Origin of the sequence: Clostridium boliviensis (assembly GCF_033342255.1) — a bacterium.
Taxonomy (GTDB): domain Bacteria; phylum Bacillota; class Clostridia; order Lachnospirales; family Lachnospiraceae; genus Lacrimispora; species Lacrimispora boliviensis.
Genome location: NZ_JAWONS010000244.1, coordinates 1 through 19,079 on the forward strand (window position 1 = coordinate 1; position 19,079 = coordinate 19,079).

Consider the following 19,079-nt stretch of genomic DNA (forward strand, 5'->3'; position numbering starts at 1 on the left):
TTTTTGGAAGAAGTTTGCCGCCGTTTTCAGCGGCGAGGTATATCATACCAAAGCTTTCGACAAAAGTCAACAGTTTTTATATTTTAAATTTTATTTTTTTCTGAGGAACCAGAAAGCTCTTTTTTAACATGAAATAGCCTCGGCTGCCCGCTGGTTTCTTCTATATAAACAGTCATCTATTTTGATTCAGGCAATTGTTCTCTTAACAGTTCATCAATATTAAATTCTTCTGAATGGAAATTACTATAATACCGTCCATCTAATGCTGTAAACTTCAATACACAGTAGTCAGGATCATTGACACCCTGAGGATAATACATGGTATCTCCATTGCGCCATATCATCTGCCTGCTCGCTTCATCTTCCAAAACTTCCATGGTTCCTCTAAGCATTACTCCCCGGAAAAAACGCTTATCACAGAAATAAATACATGCGTTTTCGTTCTCTTTGTATTGTCCCACTCTCATTGATGAAGTATTTGTAGTAAAATAAAACGTTTTTATTCCCTCTCTCTTTCTGGGTGGAAGCATCGCTTTCGTATTGGGGAACCCCTTACAATCAATGGAGCTTATAAATGAAACATTTTGCTTATCGATCAGATTACCAATTGTTTTTTCAGGATTTATCATTTCTTACACCTCGTATAATATTTTTAAGATACATAAATGTAGCTTGATAACTTAATAAATCTTGTTCAATAGGCTTAGTTAAGCCCATGATATAATTGTCTTAGTGTCAATCAGGTAATGAAGCAACCATCTCCTGTTGAACCAGTGTTGGTTGCTTCATAATAAGTCTGTTCCCCTGACTATGGTGACAATCTCGTGTATTTTCTAAGGGAAGATGTATCTTTATCATCCTTTAGCAGAAAGATTCATGTCCTTGAACTGATATCAAATGACATCATGATTATACCATTCTGCATTACTTTAATCCAGTCTGATAAATTATATATTATTATGAATTAGGAAACCGCAGAAACAATATAGAATCATATTGCTTCTGCGGCTGTTATTTCTTTCCTTATGACTTTTATCTGAATAACTCTTTAAGAACCTTTTTTTGAATTACCCTGATTTGATTTTTTAACTGGTGTTTCCTTCTTTTCTTTTATATCATCGGAACTTTTATCAGAGTCAGTTTTTGATCCCTGCTTTTCTTCCTTAGACTGTACCCTTTCCGATTCTTTAATCTCTTTGCTCTGTTCTTTTAATTCAGCCTTTTCCTGCTTAACACTTTCCTGATTTATCTTTATCTCCTCTTTCAACTGTTTTTCAGTTTCTTTTTCTTGTGGAGCCTTTTCTGCTTTATCTGGTTTTATACGCTCGGATGGCTTCATCTTCCCTGATACGTCTGCAGCTTTACCGTTTCCCTCCAGGGATTTAACAGCGCTTGAAGTTTCTTCGCTCACCGTGTTTGATACGGCATCAGATGGGGAAGCTGTTCCACTGGTTGTTTCAGGCTGTTTTGCAACGGCTGTTTTTCTATTCTTTTTAATTTCTTTCATAATATCTTTTACAGGTCTGTTTAACCATTCCTCTATTACGATTTTGTCAGGCTCGCTGGCACTTGACTTTAATTTCTCTACTAAATTCAGTTTACCAGGTGTTACTCCCAAAGTTCTTGCTTCCTGGACCCGCGCTAAGCCGACACTGGAAACCTCGACTTCTACCGATCCAGCCACAACTTTCTTAACTGCCTCACGTATTTCTGAAACGACTTTATCGGATACCTTACTATTGCCGCCTGACACGGTTATAACAATACCACCATCAATTGTTTTTTCCCATTGTGAATCCGTACCATTGTTTTCCGTCGCCTGACTGGCAGTAGCTCTTACTGGCTCAGCTGTTTCTTCACCGGCCTTTAACGCTTCACTGGCTGTGGCTGTCATCGGTATAAGATTGTTTTCCTTAAAATAGCCCTCATTTGAAATCTGTTGTACCGTTACCGATATGGCATCTTCAATAGACTTATTTTTTAAATCTGCCATATTCAGTTCAGCCAATATGGCTTGACCATCATCATTGACTGCATTCACCTTAATCACCCGTTCCAAACGGTTCAGCGTATATTCTATAGAAGGATTCACATCAAGGCTGACATAAGAGTATGGTGCAGCATAAGCCCATACACCGGCACTAAAAAGCATGATTGCCGCACAGGAGGCACATAATGCCATTTTTTTCGTTACAGATAACTTTTTCATTATAAAGTCCCCTTTCTTTTGTATTGACCAGATTTCCTGGCCCACTCCATAATTTTTATTTTTTACTTTTTTTATGCTGCCATCATCAGATAAAACAGCTGCATATTTACCCTTTATTTCAAGTACAACTGATTTCATCGTTTCATCTCCTCTCTGATGGTTCGCAGATATTCAGCAAGTTCCTGATACTCTCCGGATAGTATCACTATGGCTGCTATTATATATTTTCGATGCCGCTCTATTATTTTCCGGGGTACTTTAGTATTATTTTCAATAATTTTTACAGGTAATAATTTCGTATCTTCCAATACACGGGTAACCATTGGATCTCCTAAACAGTAAGAAATGATCTTCACGCAGGCAGTTTTTGTTTTCGCAGCTTTTGGAGAAGATTTTATCAGATCATAAAAGGCAAATCCGTAATCCATTAGGATTTCATTTACTGCATTGATTTCAAATGCAAGACTTTCCTGTTTATGAGACTCCAATGATTTTTTAGTAACAGCATATCCAATGTGATCAGTTTCATTTTCATCTGGCGCCGTATCCGAATCAAATAGTACGGGGTTTACAGTTATCTCATTTCTATATTTTTTCTGCTGTCTTATATAATCAATTAACCGTCTTTCTATTACCATTTTTGCAAAATTAAAAAAGCTGCCACGTTTTAAATCATAATCCTTAACGGCCTCAACAAATGCGCTTAAGGCAACGGACCATTCGTCATCACTTTTCGTTACAAAATGTCCTGTAACTCTTGATGCCATACTCAGAATGACCGTTTCCTGCTGTTCGATAAAACAATTTAATATATTCTCATCCTGTGCTGCTTCCAAAGCCAGGTAATCCAGTTCACGCAGGACTATCCCCTCCCTTTATCCGGATTAAATGCATGTATCCGGAAATTATTTACTCTTCTTCTAGTTATATTCGATCATATTTTTAATTTTTTTGGGGTATCTGTCATTTTTTTATAAATTCTCATTCACAAATACCCACCGGATCAATATTGCCCGTTACATTGATCCGATGGGTATTTATATTATATATTAGTATTATGTTTTTATATTATACTTTTTCATCTTACTATAAAGCGTATTCCTTCTGATTCCTAAATCACTGGCTGTTCTGGTAATATTCCCGTTATTCTTTTGAAGAACTTTCTTCAGTTGTTCCCGCTCCACATACGCCAGGTCCAAAACTTCTTCTTCCTGACCATTATCTCCATCACCGGTTTCCTGATTAAAGTATTCCGTAGGAATAGTCTCTGAATTAACAATCAATTCCACGATGTTTTCCAGCTCTCTGATATTGCCTGGCCAATTATAATTCATCATCTGTTTTAAGTATTCCTTTGGAATTTCCACCTCTTTCTTATTAAGCTTATTACAGATCAGCTTCATAAAGTATTGTATCAGAAGAGGAATATCCCTTTTTCGTTCACGCAGCGGCGGTAAATATAACGGCAGGACATTAAGGCGGTAATATAGATCTTTCCGAAATCTTCCTGACTCCACTTCCTTTTTTAAATCTTTGTTGGTAGCTGCGATTACTCTTACATTAACAGGAATTGCCTTCTGACTGCCAATCCTGGTTATGATTCCTTCCTGCAATACCCGCTGTAGTTTAACCTGCATATCCAAAGGCAGTGCCCCAATTTCATCAAACAATATGGTCCCGCCATCCGCCTGCTCGAACTTTCCCTGACTGCCTCCCTTTTTAGCTCCTGCATAAGCTCCCTCTTCATAGCCGAAAAGCTCAAGCTCCATAAACTCTTTCGGGATTGCCCCACAGTTTATTGCTATAAAAGGTGAATCCATTCTGCTGCTGTAATTATGTATGGACTGGGCAAAAACTTCTTTTCCTGTACCGCTCTCTCCCAAAATAAGGATCGTTGACTTGCTGTCAGCTATTTTTTTCGCATACTGGACGATTTTCAGGAAATTGGGATCTTCACCGATAATTTTATCAAACGTATAATAGGCCAGAATATTTGATTTTTTAATTTCTTCAAATACATACACGATCTCTATACTGTCATCTACAGGATTGTATATAGGATTCGCCGTAAGATGACAGTTGAAATTCTTAATACTAATATCCTGTTCCACATTTTCTCCGTTTACGATGACTTCTATCATTGACTCCCAGTTCTTAATAAGCTCATTCATCCTCGTAACTTCCATAAGACTGTCTGCTTTACCAAAAAGCTCGGTTGCCTGATTATTATATAGTTTCACATTTCCAGCCAGATCTGAAGTAACAATAGCCACCGGCATAGAGTTAAATATGGTATTAATATGTTTATAATTTATATTTTGTAATTTATGGTACTCTTTCACCTTCAGCATTTCTTCAATGGCATTGGACGCAGCAATTACCATTCCCAGAGTGTGGGGATGCACCTGTTCTGTATAGCCCGTCAGGTTTAAGACTCCAATCAGCTTTCCATGGTTGTCCTTTATGGGTGCGCCGGAACAGGTCCACCTGTGATAGGCCTTTATAATATGATCTTTCCCTGATAATTGTATGGGACTTCCGGTTTTTAACACAATCGCCATTGCATTAGTTCCAATACTCTCCTCATCCATGTATGCACCTGGAACCATCTTTAGTTCAAAGGCTTCATTCAGGATTTTCTCATTACCAAATACATTCAGGATACAACCTTCTCCATCAGTTAATAAAACAAAGAAATTATAATCAATAACAAAATTAATCAACTGCTCCATATATGGAGCGGCTGTTAAAATCATATTTCTTTTTTCTGCGAATTTCTTTTGTAATTCGATGTTACTGATTATTTTTTTACTGTAGACCTGGTCGCAGCTGATATCCGCCGCTATACTCCTCTTTCGTGAGCTTTCAATAATCGTGCGAAAATCATTATGATTCATCCGAATTATTCCTCCTTCCTGTCAATTGTTCCACCTGATAACCGGAATCCTCCGTACATCGTATTTCATAAACACTGCCATATGGCTGTTCAATCAGGAAAAAATCATGGATGGAGATTCCCTGTATCTTACTTAAAATAGTCCGGTTAACTCCCGCATGTCCTATAATTATAATATTTCCGGTGTATTGTTTCACAATGCGTTCAAATGCTGGCAGTACTCTTTCTGCCAACTGCCCGAAGCTTTCCCCTCTGGGAGGCTGAAACGTCAACAAATGCTTCCCTCTCTCTTCATATGCGTCAGGGTAACTGCCTTTAATCATCTGCATCGGCTTATTTTCCCATAATCCCAGATTGATTTCCTTAAATTCCTGTACCTCAATTATCCCGTTACGGCTGCATCCAGATATAATTTCTGCCGTTTGTCTGCATCTTTTTAATGGACTTGTAAAAATGAAATCTATGGCTATATTCTGAAAGAATTCCATTAAAGCTTCTGCCTGGTCAATCCCTTCCCTGACTAAGGGCAAATCTGTAATCCCCAAATACCTCTTCTCGTTTCCTGTATGTATCTTTCCATGCCTGATCAGATAAATGCGTTTTGTCATATTGAATACCGGTACCGGTAATCCTTTCTATTTTATCCACGATTAGTTTAGCCGCCTGCCAGCGTTTTTTTATATTCACAATTGCCTCTGGAGAATCTCCCTTATCTCTTAAAGCCTGAGAGAACTTTTCATCCAGGCTGCAGATTCTGTCTCCCTCAATAATCTTGTCAGCAAGATAGAGAATCTCATTCTCTGTCAGTGGTTCCCGGTCTCTGACTTCCAGATCCATATGGGTTGCAATTATATCACCTACGAAATCATATCCCATGGATCTTACAATATCCGCACCTGCTGCAGCGTGTTTTTTTTCATATCTTACCATATCATGTAAAAGGGCCGCTGCAAAAAGAGCATCTCCATCTAAACGGATCCCGCACAAACTTAACTTCATGAAGAGCATATGTGCAATACGTTCAACTGCATCACAATGCCTGCAGACTGGTTCCGGAACATTATAATACCTTCGGATTGCCTGGCATTCGTCCATATCCGGAGCATTTAACCGATCATATGCCAGAAGCTTTTCATAATCCTCTGTCCGGTCCATATCCATTAAAATAGCTTTGTCACAAACCGGAACACATACAGAATCGTCTTCAAACTTCTTAAGAATCTGTTTCAGTCCGCCTTCATCCGGACTGCTTGTGATCAGAGTACTGTATTTGCAGCAGATCAGAGGAGGGTGCCCCTTTTTACTGTCAAAAACCGGATAAATTACTCCCTTATTACATTTATAATATGTATCAGTTAAAAAATCCAGTGTTTTTGTCTTAATTAATGGAATATCCACAGGCTGCATAAAAAATGCACTGATTTTTTTATCCAATGTCAATATTCCTTTTTTTATTGATGTCAGCATCCCCTCTGCATAAGACTCATTCATAACCCAGACCACTTCCGGATCTTTTATCCGGCTGATCAGTTCTGTGCTGTTATATCCCACTACAATATAAATATCCCTGATACCGGAACTTCTGTATGTATCAATCAGCCGTTCTACTGCTGTACGTTCTTTAAACTGATACATTGGTTTAAATCCATTCATCCGGGATGAATATCCTGCTGCTATTATAATAACTGCTATCCTATCCCCTGTCATATGCCTTCCCTCTTCTTACCTTAATTAGCTCTGCCGCAATGCTGACTGCTATTTCTTCCGGAGTCTCTGCGTGAATATTAAGGCCGATCGGGCAGAAAATCCGTTTCACGTCTTCTTTTGTAAAGCCCTCCTGCAGCAATTCCTGATACGTATAATCTCTCTTTTTGCTGCTTCCGATTACGCCAATATATCTTGCATCAGTTTTTAACATCTGAGCGAGAACTTTCATATCGTAGGATTGACCGCGCGTTACAATAATTATATAGCTGTCATGATTTATAATGATTTTATCTGATAAATGATCAAGAGATCTCAATGCCCTTACTTCATCTGCAGTCTGGAACCTATTTTTATTGGCAAATTCTTTTCTGTCATCCACGACAACCGTATAAAACCCTAACTCTTTTGTCAGTGCTGCAATCTTCTGTGCGATATGTCCGGCTCCAATGATACATACCTGCTCAAACCTGTAAAATGGTTCTATGAGATACCGTGCATTTTTCTCCTGCAGTTCTACCTCAATATGATTGAATTTTTCCCGTATTGAAGTGGTAATACGTTGTACATCATAATCCTCTGCCCCATAGAAAGCAGTTTCCGTACAGATCCATTTATCTTTCCCGGTTATAAACGGAATATGTTCGTGAACCATTGTAATCAGCACGAACTCCGTTCCCTGCTTCTTAAGCTCAGCTGCCTTTTCGTAGATTCTCACAGCTTCCGCATCATATGGGTCCACATATTCAATCAGAACTTTCACACCGCCGCCGCAGACCATATCCATGGCAGAATCCGTCTTATCTAAAAAAATAAAATCCTTCAGCACAAATTCCCTGCTTTCAAAAACCCCGGCTGAAAGCTTTGTCACCATAGCCTCCAGCATTCCGCCGCCAATGGAGCCGATTAAGGTAAAATCACGTCTGATTATCATCTTGGTTCCTGTTACTCTTGGTGCGGATCCAGATTTCCTCACAATGGTCGCAACAACAAAATCCTGTCTGTCCCTCAGTAAAGTAATTATTTTTTCGAAACAATCATCCATCTTTTCCCCCACCTTTCTGCAGATTTATTATATTTCTTTTTCTCATACTATTTGTAATGTTAAGAGTCCTGCTGTCAGGCTTCCAGCTGATAATCACATGGACTTTCCACCTGCTGCGAATCTGTTTAATAATTTCTTCCTGAAGCTTTGCAAATGAATTCCCATTTAATAAAGTGAGGCAGATTACCAGAGTATCTGTTTCAGAATAAGCAGCAGTATAATCCAGCACTTCCCCATATTTCAAAATAATCTCGTCTAACTCTCTCAATTGTATCTCCTGAGAATTACTGAATACTACTTTATTGGTCAATCTGCCAGTCACTTTGTCCATTGTTCTTAAAAACGTTTTGCAGGAACACTGTTTTGGGGAAAAACGTGCCCGATCACCGGTCCGGTACCGGATGAGAGGCATGGCCTGCCTGCGAAAGGTTGTAAATACCACCTCCCCATACTGACCATCTTTCACTGGCTCTCCCGTTAACGGATCGATAATTTCAAAGTATAAATCCCCTTCCCGCAGATGATAGCCTGCTAATGCCTGGCATTCAACGCCACCTCCATACCCCATTTCTGTCATACCATAATGATTAAAAACAGCACATTGAAATCTGCGTTCCAACTCCCTGATTAAAACATCAGGCACATAGTCCGTACTCAGCAGTACCTTTTTTATAAATTTCCCGAATATTTCACTTTTCAGGCGGCTGAAGTACAGGATCTGCATGGGGATTCCTACAATACAGGATATCCTGTTTTCAATTATGATCTGTTCCACTTCATCCGGATCTTTTAAGACTCCGTGAACGATACACTCTATATCCGATAATGCCAGTGCCTTTTTTAAGAGATCCCCAATACTTCCGTCAGCTCTTCCTGGAAGCAGCACAAGGACGCGGTCTGAGGAATCAGTCAGACATTTCATACCATGTCTAAAAAAATCAATGGTCTGATTTAAATCTTCTTCAGTAAAATAGATCCGTTTTTCCTCCCCGCTTGTTCCGGAAGTATTGAGTGTAACGATACGCTTTATTTCCTTTTCCGATACACACAAAAAATCCGTGGACATTTTCTTTATATCTTCCGGGTATGTAAACGGTATTGCATGAAAGTCACTGATGGTTTTGATAGCGTCAATATCGAATTTTTCCAGCTTTCTTTTATAATATCTGCTCTTATCTTTTGCATAATGCAGTGTCTTTACTAATTGCTGTATTTGATATTCCTCAAGTGCCTCTCTGCTTCTTTCGTTGATTCGGGTTTTTTCCAGGATCCATTGTTCTAACGGTGTCTGCTTCATTTAATGACCCCTTTTCTGAATTTCTATAAAGAGACCTTCCTTCCGTATTGGTTAAATGATATATGCAAAACGGTATAAGTCTTAGATCCCCTGTCACAACGTGAATACAACAGTCCTTAATCCGTTCTAAATTGACATTCCATGCATCCTGAAATGCCATGGCAGAGATACTAAAAGAATTCCTCTGAATCTTTTGCAGTATCATATCCCAGTCAGAAGATGCCTTTTGCTGCTCATCTGTTTCACCGTCATGACCGGTCCAGTTTCTTGCCACAAATGCTTTCGCCTTTTTTGCCCCTTCTTCTGCCTGTTGAGTACCGCAGCAGCTTTCACGCTTCGTGACCGGATTTAATGTATTTCCTTCAATGATATAATTGCCATGAAAAGAACAAAGAGAATTTTCACACCCTGGAGGTTTCATGCTTTGGGCAGATACCATTCCTCCTGTTTGCTTCGTTACTTCTTCCATAACTTCCGGCAGGGTGATGCGGTCTTCATCGGAAGGCGCATGAGGCATCCGGCCAAAGTAGCTGACAGGCTGAAAATGTACCCCTCTAACCGCCGGAGCCTGCCCGATTGCAAACCGGATTATTTCTCCAATCTGACCTGTGTTAACCCCAGGAACCAGTGTGGGAACCAATACTACGCCGATTCCATACTTTCTGCAATTTTCGATTGCTTTTACTTTCTTTTGAAACAGCTGCCGTCCCCTGAGTTTTATATATATATCATCACTTATCCCATCAAATTGTAAGAAAACCGAACTCAGCCCTGACTGCTTCAGCACTCTTACATAATCCTCCTCATCTGCGATACGGATTCCATTGGTATTGAGCTGGATAAAAGAAAATCCAAGTTCTGTCCCCATTCTGACAATATCCGCAAGATCATCTCTCACCGTTGGCTCTCCGCCTGACAGCTGAATATTACAGTTACCGGAAACTTTAAAAACCGTTTGATATTGATTACGAAGATCTTCCAAGGATGGTTCTTTTGCCTTTGCGGTGTTAGAATCTGCAAAACAGAATCTGCAGTTTAAATTGCAGTTTTGTGTCACTTCAATCAAAGCCGTACAGGTATGCTGCCGGTGTTCTTCGCAGAGTCCGCAGTCAAATGGACAGCCATATTTCACACTTGTTACGGGATTTTTAACAAACGCTCTTTCTTTATTCTGTATCCAGCTGGTCATTGAAACTTTACCCCGCCACAAAACCGATTTTGAACGCCCATGCTCCGGACAGATCTTCATCATATAAGAAGCTCCATTTTCAGTAAGTATGAAAGCAGGTATCTTTTTGAGGCAGACCGGACACAGGCTTTCCGTTTCATATTGATCAAACATCATCTTCCCGCTCCCTGTTTCCATAGTCAAATCCATATTCAAACAGAATTTCGCAGATCTTTAAATAACTTTTTCCAAGGATATCGCCGCACTTTACCTGATATGCCTGGTTTCCATCCTTAAAGCTTGTCACTCCGATCAGATCCTGACAGTCCAGACTTCCAAATTCAATTTCAAACCACTGGCAGAATTCGTCAATCATACGTGAAAAATGTTCGTTTGAGTACTCGTTTTCCCTGCCTTTTCCAGCATACAATCCCAGGATTCCGATTCCTCCGGTTAAAACACCGCAGGTTTTTTGATTGCCGCCAATTCCTTTGCAAAGCCCCTGTACCGCCCGGATCAAATCATGATTATTGCTCTCTTCGTCATCAAGGGCCAGTTTCATCATAACCTGGGTACAGCAAAAGCCTGATGCAGACAGCTTAAATATTTTAAAATTCAAATCATCCATGATACTCATCCTTTCTGCAGATCAACAAGAAATACCCTGGTTTGCATTGCTTTATTTTCTGCTGAAATAAAGTCCCCGTTTCACAAGTCTGGCTTCCCGCCGCTTTATTCCAAAATACGTCCATGGATCCAAACTGAAAAATAATTTTTACCATCAGCTCTTTTAACAGATTACTGCAATCTTCCAAAATACAGATATGAAACCCAAGATCCGTTAAGTTTTTCTGAAGTTTTTCCAGATCATGAAGCCCTCTCATACAGCTTACGACCGGGCTGCTTTGCAACGTTTCTGCTTCATCCGGTTTCTTCGCGTAAACATCGGTAATGGCAAACCAGCCTCCGCTTTTTAAAACACGCCTTACTTCCCTTAAGGTTTTATCAATGTCATTCATAAGAGATAACGTACACTCTGCCAGCACGAAATCAAAACTCTCATTTTCAAAGGGTAAAAAATCACCTGTTCCTGACAGGAATCTGGCAGACGGACAATTCTCTCTTGCTATACCCAGCAGCTTCTCAGAGGGATCGATTCCAACCGCTTTTATATTATAATTACGATATAAAAATCCAATACTGGCTCCCATACCACAGCCCAGATCCAGGATTTTATGTTCAGATGTAATATGGCAAAACTCCACGGCTCTTTTTGTCAGTCTGAATTCCCCCGGTCTTAGTGTGTGGCCCATGACATCGCTCATGCATCTGCTTTCGTAAGCATTGCAGCTTTCCAATTATTTATCCTCCAATCCCTTTTCTACCTCCAGCATCTTTCCCAAAGCCAGCTCTTCACTAATGAATACCTGACTGCATTGCGGGCATTTATAAAGTTCAACTTCAAAGTTACCTTCCAGATACCGTACTTTTACCTTCTCTAAAACCAGCGCTCTCTGGCATCTGCCGCACATCCATGGATTCTTCTCATTCTTGTCAGCTTCCAATTTTATTCCTCCAATATTTCCATCCGGTGGCTGTATACCTGTTTGACAATAATCTCTTTTCCTTTTTCTTCATACTGGACCCAGTATGTCACATTCTCAAGTCTTAATCTGGCCAGGTAATTGCATGTGTCTGGCATAAAGAACCGTTCGTTGCACTTTCTGGAATGATCAACAACCTTCCAGACATCATCGGTCAAAATAAAACGCTCATCCATGACGGTCATAACATCATCCGGTATAATTCCTTTAAAATCACAGCCTGTTTCCATATCCTGTTTTTCCTTCCATATCTCTTCCAGCAGATCTCTCTTTAATTTTCTTCTGTTGTTATGCCTGTCTGACAAAGTAAGAATGGTCTGGGGCGTATCATCTTCTAATTCATTTCCATAAATAATATCCAAAATATGATATACCCGTTTATTCCCTCTCATAAGAGAATCCTTACACATAGCACAGTAGACCAGAAGATCCTGACTGGATTCACTCACCCGGTCAGACACAAATGCCTCTGCCTGTTCCTTATTGGCATTGGAAACCAAACCGCCATAACCGCAGCATTTCGCCTTTTCTCTGGAATAATCAAGTTCCTCTATCTTATACCCCAGCGTTTTTGCAATATTTCTTACACTCTCATGAATTTTAGTATGATATCTGGCAGTGCAGGCATCGTGGATATTCAGGACCCGTTTTCCCTGTTTAATATCAACTTCCGGCAGACCATACTGGTCCAGTATTTCCCATAAGGAAACGGTCCGGATCATGGGCATATATTTTTCAAACATACTCATGCAGCTGGTACATGCCAGTATAAAAACGGGCTGATCCATCTCTTCCCAGACCTTTTTTATCTGATTCACATTTTCCTGCATCAGATCCTGCCTTCCTGCCCAGTCCGCAGGAGCACCACAGCAGCCCAGATACATACCAACATCTTTCTCGGCTTCATGCTCCTTGATCACACCCACCAGATGTTTATACAGCTCACCGATATACTTCGTATGCGTAGCACTCAGCTGACAACCTGGATAAAATAAATATCCAGTCTTTCCCGATCCCTTATACAGTCCTCTCGCGTATTGAGAGAATGCAAGTACAGGATAATAAAAGAGAGACTTTGACTGTTCCTTATCCGGCTGTCTTCTGACCATCGAGCAATCCTCACTCATGCTGAACTGCATATCCTTCAATGCAAAATCATGGGCGGATAATGGCATCTTCCCCCGCTCCACCATGCTCTTTCGGGTTTCATGAATAATATCCTGCATTCCAATCCCAACCGGACATTGTACCTTGCATAATCCGCATTCCGTACAGGAATTGATCATTTTGTTCGCAAAATGAGTTCCAAGAATGATTCGCTCATTGTGGTTAATTCTTCTTATATACGCATTGGGCGTGATATCAAACTTCTGCATATGGCTGCATGCCTTGATACATTCATTGCACTGACATTTTAAGCACCGGCCTGCTTCTTTTTGTGCTTCGCTCCCGGAATATATCTCTGATTCTTTTTCAACTGGTTCCGTCCAAATTTCATCATTCACAGAATAATTCAATAATGTCTGATAGACACCCTCCCGCTCTCGGGAAGCCGTCATCGAGCTTTTACTGATATACCGGTCAATGGAAACCGCGGCTCTTTTTCCGGAACTGGCAGATAATATAACAGAATCCTGACACCCGGATAGCTTTCCGCCAACAAATAACGGCGGCTCCTCTGCTTGTAAGGTAACCGGATCAGGGAAAAATTGTCTGCTCCAGTATCCCGTTCCCAGATACAGGGCATCAAACTGATCCATAAGTTCCTTTCGTTTATCTTCCGTCACTTCAGTACCACAGATTATTTTTATCCCGCTTCTTTCAATTCGTTCCAGTTCTGCTTCTATTACCTCTTTTAACAGTCCGTTTCCTTCATAATTCCAGATTCTTCCGCCTATCCGCTCCATTTTTTCAAATATTGTCACCAGATAACCTTTTTTATTTAAATCCACCGCCGCACAAAGTCCGCTCAGTCCCCCGCCGATTACTGCCACACTTCCTTTTTTCTTTGGTATGGGAATTGTTTTTTTCGGCGGCTTATACCCCAGTTCAATCACTGCCCGTTCCAATTCACCAATATGAATACTTCCTCCGGCATCCTTTCTGGAGCACACCCTTTCACAAGGGTGATCACAGATCTTTCCCAGCAGTCTGGGAAGCGGAAGTCTGCTTTCCAGCAATTTATATGCTTTTTCAAAATCTCCCTTTTCTATCTCTGATACAAATGCAATCACATCCAGATGAATCGGACAGGAGGCGGTACATACCGGCGGTTCATTGTGAATACACTGATTGCTGATTTCTAATAATTTATCCAGATCCATGAAAGCCCTCCAATCAGTTTCCTTAAATTGAAATAGGAATTGGGAAATGCAGTCACTCCCAATTCCTGATTTCAATTATTTCTTCAGGCCGGCAAGGACCTTTTCAGGAAGCGCCGGTAAATGTGTCACTCTGACACCGCATGCATTGTAGATTGCATTGATAATGGCTGCATGTGGAGCAGCAAGAGGCATTTCACCAGCACCGGAAGCACCGTAAAAGTTATTCGGTCTTTTTGTTTCCGTATACATCAGCTGTATTACATCTGGTACATCTTTAATCTGCGGGATACCACAACGGGTGAGTGTTGTATGCTTTTTTAAATCATCAAAATCTTCTGACAATGCAAGACCAATTCCCTGAACAAGTCCTCCGTACATCTGTCCGTCAACAGCCAGCTTATTGATAATTGTTCCCACATCAGAGGCAAGGGTCATCTTTTCTACCGTTGTCTTGCCGGTGTTTAAATCAACCTCTACCTCTGCAACACAGACTCCGTACATATATCCGGCAAACGGATTTCCCTGTCCTCCTTCAGGCGGAGTATCGGTACATGGGGCAGTCCACTTACCATAGTATTTTAATTCCAGTCCCTCTTGTACCATTTCTTCATAAGTCCGGTAGGTACCATCCTCTTTTTTCATTGCTTCCAGTAAGTTTCTGCAGGCTGCCGTAGTAGCATTACCCGTAACAAGGTTCTGGCGGCTGCCGCCGGAAGGACCACTGTTGGGTGTCTTTGTCATGTCATTCATAACCAGATCAATCTGTTCCGGCTTCAGATTTAACGGCTTTAATGTCTCATGAGCATAGGTTAATGTACCAATATCTGCTCCCTGTCCATGATCCTCCCAGGAGTTGCCAACTGTAACTCCTTTGGGAGTAAGCTCTGCCCAGGCTTCTGAAGTGTCCGGACCATCGAGTCCGCATCCATAGATGTTAACGGTAATACCAACCCCATATTTCTTATCTTTACTTTCTTCATTTTTCCGTGCTGCTTTCTTTTTTGCTTCATCATATACCGGGCGGGCCTTTTCAAACAATCCTTCCAGACAGTATACATCAGGCTGACAGCCTGTTGGAGTAGTATCCCCTTCTCTGTAAATGTTCTTATAGCGGAATTCAAACGGATCCATCCCCACTTTTTCTGCCAGTTCATCAATCAATACTTCTGATGGAAACATAATTTCCGGTGATCCATAACCGCGGAAAGCGGAACCCCAGCCATGATTTGTACATACAGTCCTTCCATTTCCCCGGATATTGGGAATCTGATAACCTGCTCCGCCGAACTGGAACCCTCTTTGTGTCAGTAAATCACCGAATTCAGAATAAGGACCATGATCCACACTCCAGTCAGATTCCATAGCCAGAAGTTTCCCTTCCTTGTCAGCTGCCATCTTCATGGTGGTCCAGAACGGAGACCGCTTACCGGTATAGGTAATCTGCTGGAACATATTAAATTCAAGATATACCGGATGACCCGTTGCAAGAGTGGCTACTCCCAGAAGAGCTTCAATTGTGGGGCTGAATTTATAGCCAAATGTTCCGCCAGTATTATTCTGTACAATATAAACATCCTCCGGCTTCATCCCCACACCTTCTGCTATCATGAGGGCATGAAAATGAATTGCTATACTCTTGGAATGAATGATTAATTTTCCGTCATCATCTACGTAAGCAAATCCTACGTCGGGTTCAATGGGCAGATGTGGCTGCCTCTGAACATAAAAGCTGTCCTCTGCCACATAGGAAGCACTTTCCATAATCGGGGCTGTCTCTTCTCCCTTTGCCACATAATTTTCAAAGTATACATTAGGAGTGCCAGGATGAATTTCAATCGCGTCTTCTGCCATGGCATCTGGTGCGTTCATGTATGCAGGAAGTACCTCCAATTCCACTTTTACTTTATCCACACCTGCATGAGCTGCCTTTTCATTCTCAGCCAGAACAATTGCAAGAGCATCGCCAAACTGGAATACCTTCTTATCATTTAAGATTGGGCGGTCTAACCCGTCACCTTTATTGGTTGGAAATGCCAGACCATTAATCCGGTTCGTCCCCTTCACATCTTTATATGTTAATACTGCGTATACACCTGGAACTTGTTCCGCTTCTGATGTGTCTATAGAAATAATATTGGCGTGTGAGACATCAGCCTGAACCAGCTTCGCATGGAGTGTGTTGGAAGGGAGCTTTAAGCCTAAGTCTGCTCCAAAATCCCAGGTTCCTGTAACTTTGGCCAGTGCAGATGGCCGTATGTATTCTGTTCCCATCAGGGAGGCTCCTTCGGGAATCTTCTTCCAGATATCCTTGACCTCTATCTCGCCTCTCATTAATTTTGCAGCATCCATAACTGAATCTACTAAAGGCTTGTAACCAGTACATCGGCAGAGATTCCTGTTCTTCTGGAACCATTCCCTGACTTCCTCTCTGGTGGGATTATCATTCTGATCCAGAAGAACTTTGGCTGAAACGATAAATCCGGGAGTACAGTATCCACACTGAGCTCCACCATGAACCATCCAGGCAATCTGAAGTGGATGAAGGCGGTCCTTTGTACCGACTCCTTCAATTGTAATTATCTCAGAATTCTCTTCAACTTTTTTCATCCTGGTAATACACGATCTCACCAGCTTTCCATTTAAAATCACGGAACAGGACCCGCATTCTCCAATTCCGCACCCCACTTTTGTACCGGTAAGTCCAAGCTGCTTTCTTAACACATCAGACAGCTTATCTTCCGCCTCAGTAACAAGAATTGTCTTGGTTCCATTGATTGTTAATGATTTTTTTAACATCGTATCCCTCCTCATAATATCTCTCACTTTTTTTGTTCGTTTTGCACAATTATGATCATGTAAATCGGTTTTTTACTGTACATTTATTGTATTTTATTTTGTATTTCTTTGTCAACTGTCACCGGATCGACCACTTTTCAGACCATATATTGCGCAATCAGTATAATAGTACTATTTCCAGCTGTGACTATTTTCGGCAGAATACGAGTGATTAACGATAAATATCACATGTTATGTAAATTGCAAGTCTATCATAGGCCGATATGTTATGTTCAAAAATAGAACAATTTAGTAACTTTAACTAAAAAAAATTATTTTATTTTTTTAGTTCACTTTTATATCAACGCAAAAAGCCGGAAACGAATGAAAAACCCGTTTCCGGCTAAATATAGAATCTTATTATATCATTTAAGTTTAAGTATTGCTCCACTCTATTTTCACGATTTCAGGTTGTTGGCTGTTATATCTTACCGTATGTACTGACCGTGTACTGCTGTAAATACTTAATTTATAAGTATCTCCGCTCTTGTCGGTAAATGCCAAATAGCCTGCACCGGAAAAAAATCCTTCCGGTCCCTGTGCATCCACACTAAGAACAAAATCATAAAATCCCGGAGAACCAGTTAATGTTATACCATATACACACCCTTTATTATTAAATCTTATGATGTCATATAAATTTGAGGAGCCATTGATTGTCACCTCAGAGTTTACCGACATTCCATCTTTACGTTCTGCACTTGAATTCTCACCTATTTTTGCTGCTATAAAATCAGATACGGGATATGCCATAATAAAAACCTCCTTCAATTTCTTTTTCTCTTTTTAAATGTAAAACAGGAAAAGCCTGCGCATATTAAATACCTATCTTTATCTGTTGTACTGATAGTAGCTGGAAGTCACCACCATCTACAGGCAGCGCTTCGTGTAGATATACACTAACCAGGCTGCTTTGTGGATTCAAAACTGCGGGAATGCTTTTGCAAATTATCATATGATTTTTACCTGCCACAATTTGCGTTGCCGCATAAAGCAGCGGCGTGTAGCGAACTCCAACAAGTTTACTCATTACCTGCTCAAATCCGTCAGCTACCTCTTTGGGGAGTTCACAGGGAGTAAATTCCTCCAGTACCCAATTTCCTACTTCACTCATACTTCTACCCCTTTCACTTTTATTTTCTACTATTGGACAGCTCTTAGTTTACCAACAAATAGTTTCTTATACAGTATCACTTATAGCCAGGGTGATATTGATATAATTATGAAGAACGAATATGTTTTCTGGTGATCATTATTAGAATAGTAACCAGCCGGCTAAGATCTATCCGTTAACTACATTATAGTTTTTTTTAAACTGGGTTGGGGTGTTATTGTTTATGATGCAAATATTCAACATATTCAGCTATTACGACTATTTAACGGCTATAATTACACCTATTCACGAAAATACCATAGATGTTTTTATAAGATCCCTCCATGCTCTAGGGGGCTCCGCTGTCAGTACAAATCAATAATCACATCTTTAGGTCTGTAAAAGTCTCAATTACTGTTTTTAATATAAATAACGGATTTTGGTTGATTGGTTCCTTGAAAACTCCTTTTATTTGTCTTTTTTTAATTAAACCAGTCTAATCCCTATTTAACATATTTTGAATATAATACATTGGACGTAAAATTACGATGTCTACTGATTTATGAAGGGAGATATTATGCAACCTAATGAATTTCATGGAATGAATATACAAAATTGTTATAGAACAAATAAATGCTCATCAGATAAATGTTGCAATTATGGAAATATAAATTGTGATCCTTGTCATTGCAAATGCTGCCGTTGTGTAGGGCCGACTGGGGCTACTGGGGCTCAAGGTCCCACTGGGCCTACTGGCGCTACTGGGCCTACCGGCACAACTGGCGCTCAAGGCCCAACTGGCGCTACTGGCGCTCAAGGTCCCACTGGACCTACCGGGTCTACTGGCGCTCAAGGTCCCATTGGACCGACTGGTAACACTGGGCCTATTGGACCGACTGGAGGC

General features: G+C 40.6%; 16 protein-coding genes. All 16 read right to left on the minus strand.

Features of this window, described 5'->3' with window-relative positions; all coding sequences use genetic code 11:
* Positions 1-176: 176 nt before the first annotated feature.
* The 16 genes from RZO55_RS16675 to RZO55_RS16750 all read right to left on the minus strand — a co-directional run bounded on the left by RZO55_RS16675 (position 177) and on the right by RZO55_RS16750 (position 18,196).
* On the minus strand, positions 177-629 hold the full coding sequence (locus RZO55_RS16675; RefSeq protein ID WP_318065390.1) for a pyridoxamine 5'-phosphate oxidase family protein: 453 nt from the start codon (positions 627-629) through the stop codon (positions 177-179).
* A 419-nt stretch (positions 630-1,048) separates the two neighbouring features.
* Positions 1,049-2,347 (minus strand): anti-sigma factor domain-containing protein, encoded by a 1,299-nt coding sequence (locus RZO55_RS16680; RefSeq protein ID WP_318065391.1) that lies wholly within the window; start codon positions 2,345-2,347, stop codon positions 1,049-1,051.
* The gene (locus RZO55_RS16685; protein WP_318065392.1) at positions 2,344-3,045 is read right to left on the minus strand and encodes a sigma factor; all 702 of its coding nucleotides are present in this window, start codon (positions 3,043-3,045) and stop codon (positions 2,344-2,346) included. The genes RZO55_RS16680 and RZO55_RS16685 overlap by 4 nt, the downstream gene beginning before the upstream one ends.
* A gap of 219 nt (positions 3,046-3,264) precedes the next feature.
* Positions 3,265-5,106, minus strand: a complete 1,842-nt coding sequence (locus tag RZO55_RS16690) for a sigma-54-dependent Fis family transcriptional regulator (protein ID WP_318065393.1) — start codon at positions 5,104-5,106, stop codon at positions 3,265-3,267.
* Complete coding sequence (locus RZO55_RS16695; RefSeq protein ID WP_318065394.1) at positions 5,096-5,713, minus strand: histidine phosphatase family protein; 618 nt, start codon at positions 5,711-5,713, stop codon at positions 5,096-5,098. Before RZO55_RS16695 ends, RZO55_RS16690 begins: the two co-directional genes overlap by 11 nt.
* Positions 5,610-6,812: a DVU_1551 family NTP transferase gene (locus RZO55_RS16700; protein ID WP_318065395.1), complete on the minus strand. Its 1,203-nt coding sequence runs from the start codon at positions 6,810-6,812 to the stop codon at positions 5,610-5,612. Before RZO55_RS16700 ends, RZO55_RS16695 begins: the two co-directional genes overlap by 104 nt.
* Positions 6,799-7,854 (minus strand): XdhC family aldehyde oxidoreductase maturation factor, encoded by a 1,056-nt coding sequence (locus tag RZO55_RS16705; protein ID WP_318065396.1) that lies wholly within the window; start codon positions 7,852-7,854, stop codon positions 6,799-6,801. Before RZO55_RS16705 ends, RZO55_RS16700 begins: the two co-directional genes overlap by 14 nt.
* On the minus strand, positions 7,847-9,151 hold the full coding sequence (locus RZO55_RS16710; RefSeq protein ID WP_318065397.1) for a DVU_1553 family AMP-dependent CoA ligase: 1,305 nt from the start codon (positions 9,149-9,151) through the stop codon (positions 7,847-7,849). Before RZO55_RS16710 ends, RZO55_RS16705 begins: the two co-directional genes overlap by 8 nt.
* On the minus strand, positions 9,078-10,496 hold the full coding sequence (gene trsS, locus RZO55_RS16715; RefSeq protein WP_336624319.1) for a radical SAM (seleno)protein TrsS: 1,419 nt from the start codon (positions 10,494-10,496) through the stop codon (positions 9,078-9,080). The genes RZO55_RS16710 and trsS overlap by 74 nt, the downstream gene beginning before the upstream one ends.
* Positions 10,486-10,947, minus strand: a complete 462-nt coding sequence (locus RZO55_RS16720; protein ID WP_318065399.1) for a DVU_1555 family C-GCAxxG-C-C protein — start codon at positions 10,945-10,947, stop codon at positions 10,486-10,488. Before RZO55_RS16720 ends, trsS begins: the two co-directional genes overlap by 11 nt.
* The gene (trsM, locus tag RZO55_RS16725) at positions 10,940-11,677 is read right to left on the minus strand and encodes a DVU_1556 family methyltransferase (RefSeq protein ID WP_318065400.1); all 738 of its coding nucleotides are present in this window, start codon (positions 11,675-11,677) and stop codon (positions 10,940-10,942) included. The genes RZO55_RS16720 and trsM overlap by 8 nt, the downstream gene beginning before the upstream one ends.
* Positions 11,678-11,884, minus strand: a complete 207-nt coding sequence (locus RZO55_RS16730) for a DVU_1557 family redox protein (RefSeq protein WP_097006903.1) — start codon at positions 11,882-11,884, stop codon at positions 11,678-11,680. It lies immediately after the preceding gene.
* A gap of 2 nt (positions 11,885-11,886) precedes the next feature.
* A complete protein-coding gene (locus RZO55_RS16735) occupies positions 11,887-14,247 on the minus strand; it encodes a pyridine nucleotide-disulfide oxidoreductase/dicluster-binding protein (protein WP_318065401.1) in 2,361 nt (786 codons plus the stop codon).
* 75 nt (positions 14,248-14,322) lie between these two features.
* The gene (locus RZO55_RS16740) at positions 14,323-17,043 is read right to left on the minus strand and encodes a molybdopterin-dependent aldehyde oxidoreductase (RefSeq protein WP_318065402.1); all 2,721 of its coding nucleotides are present in this window, start codon (positions 17,041-17,043) and stop codon (positions 14,323-14,325) included.
* Positions 17,044-17,457: 414 nt separating this feature from the next.
* Positions 17,458-17,835 (minus strand): hypothetical protein, encoded by a 378-nt coding sequence (locus RZO55_RS16745; RefSeq protein ID WP_318065403.1) that lies wholly within the window; start codon positions 17,833-17,835, stop codon positions 17,458-17,460.
* 64 nt (positions 17,836-17,899) lie between these two features.
* Complete coding sequence (locus RZO55_RS16750; RefSeq protein ID WP_318065404.1) at positions 17,900-18,196, minus strand: hypothetical protein; 297 nt, start codon at positions 18,194-18,196, stop codon at positions 17,900-17,902.
* Between the last annotated feature and the right edge of the window lie 883 nt (positions 18,197-19,079).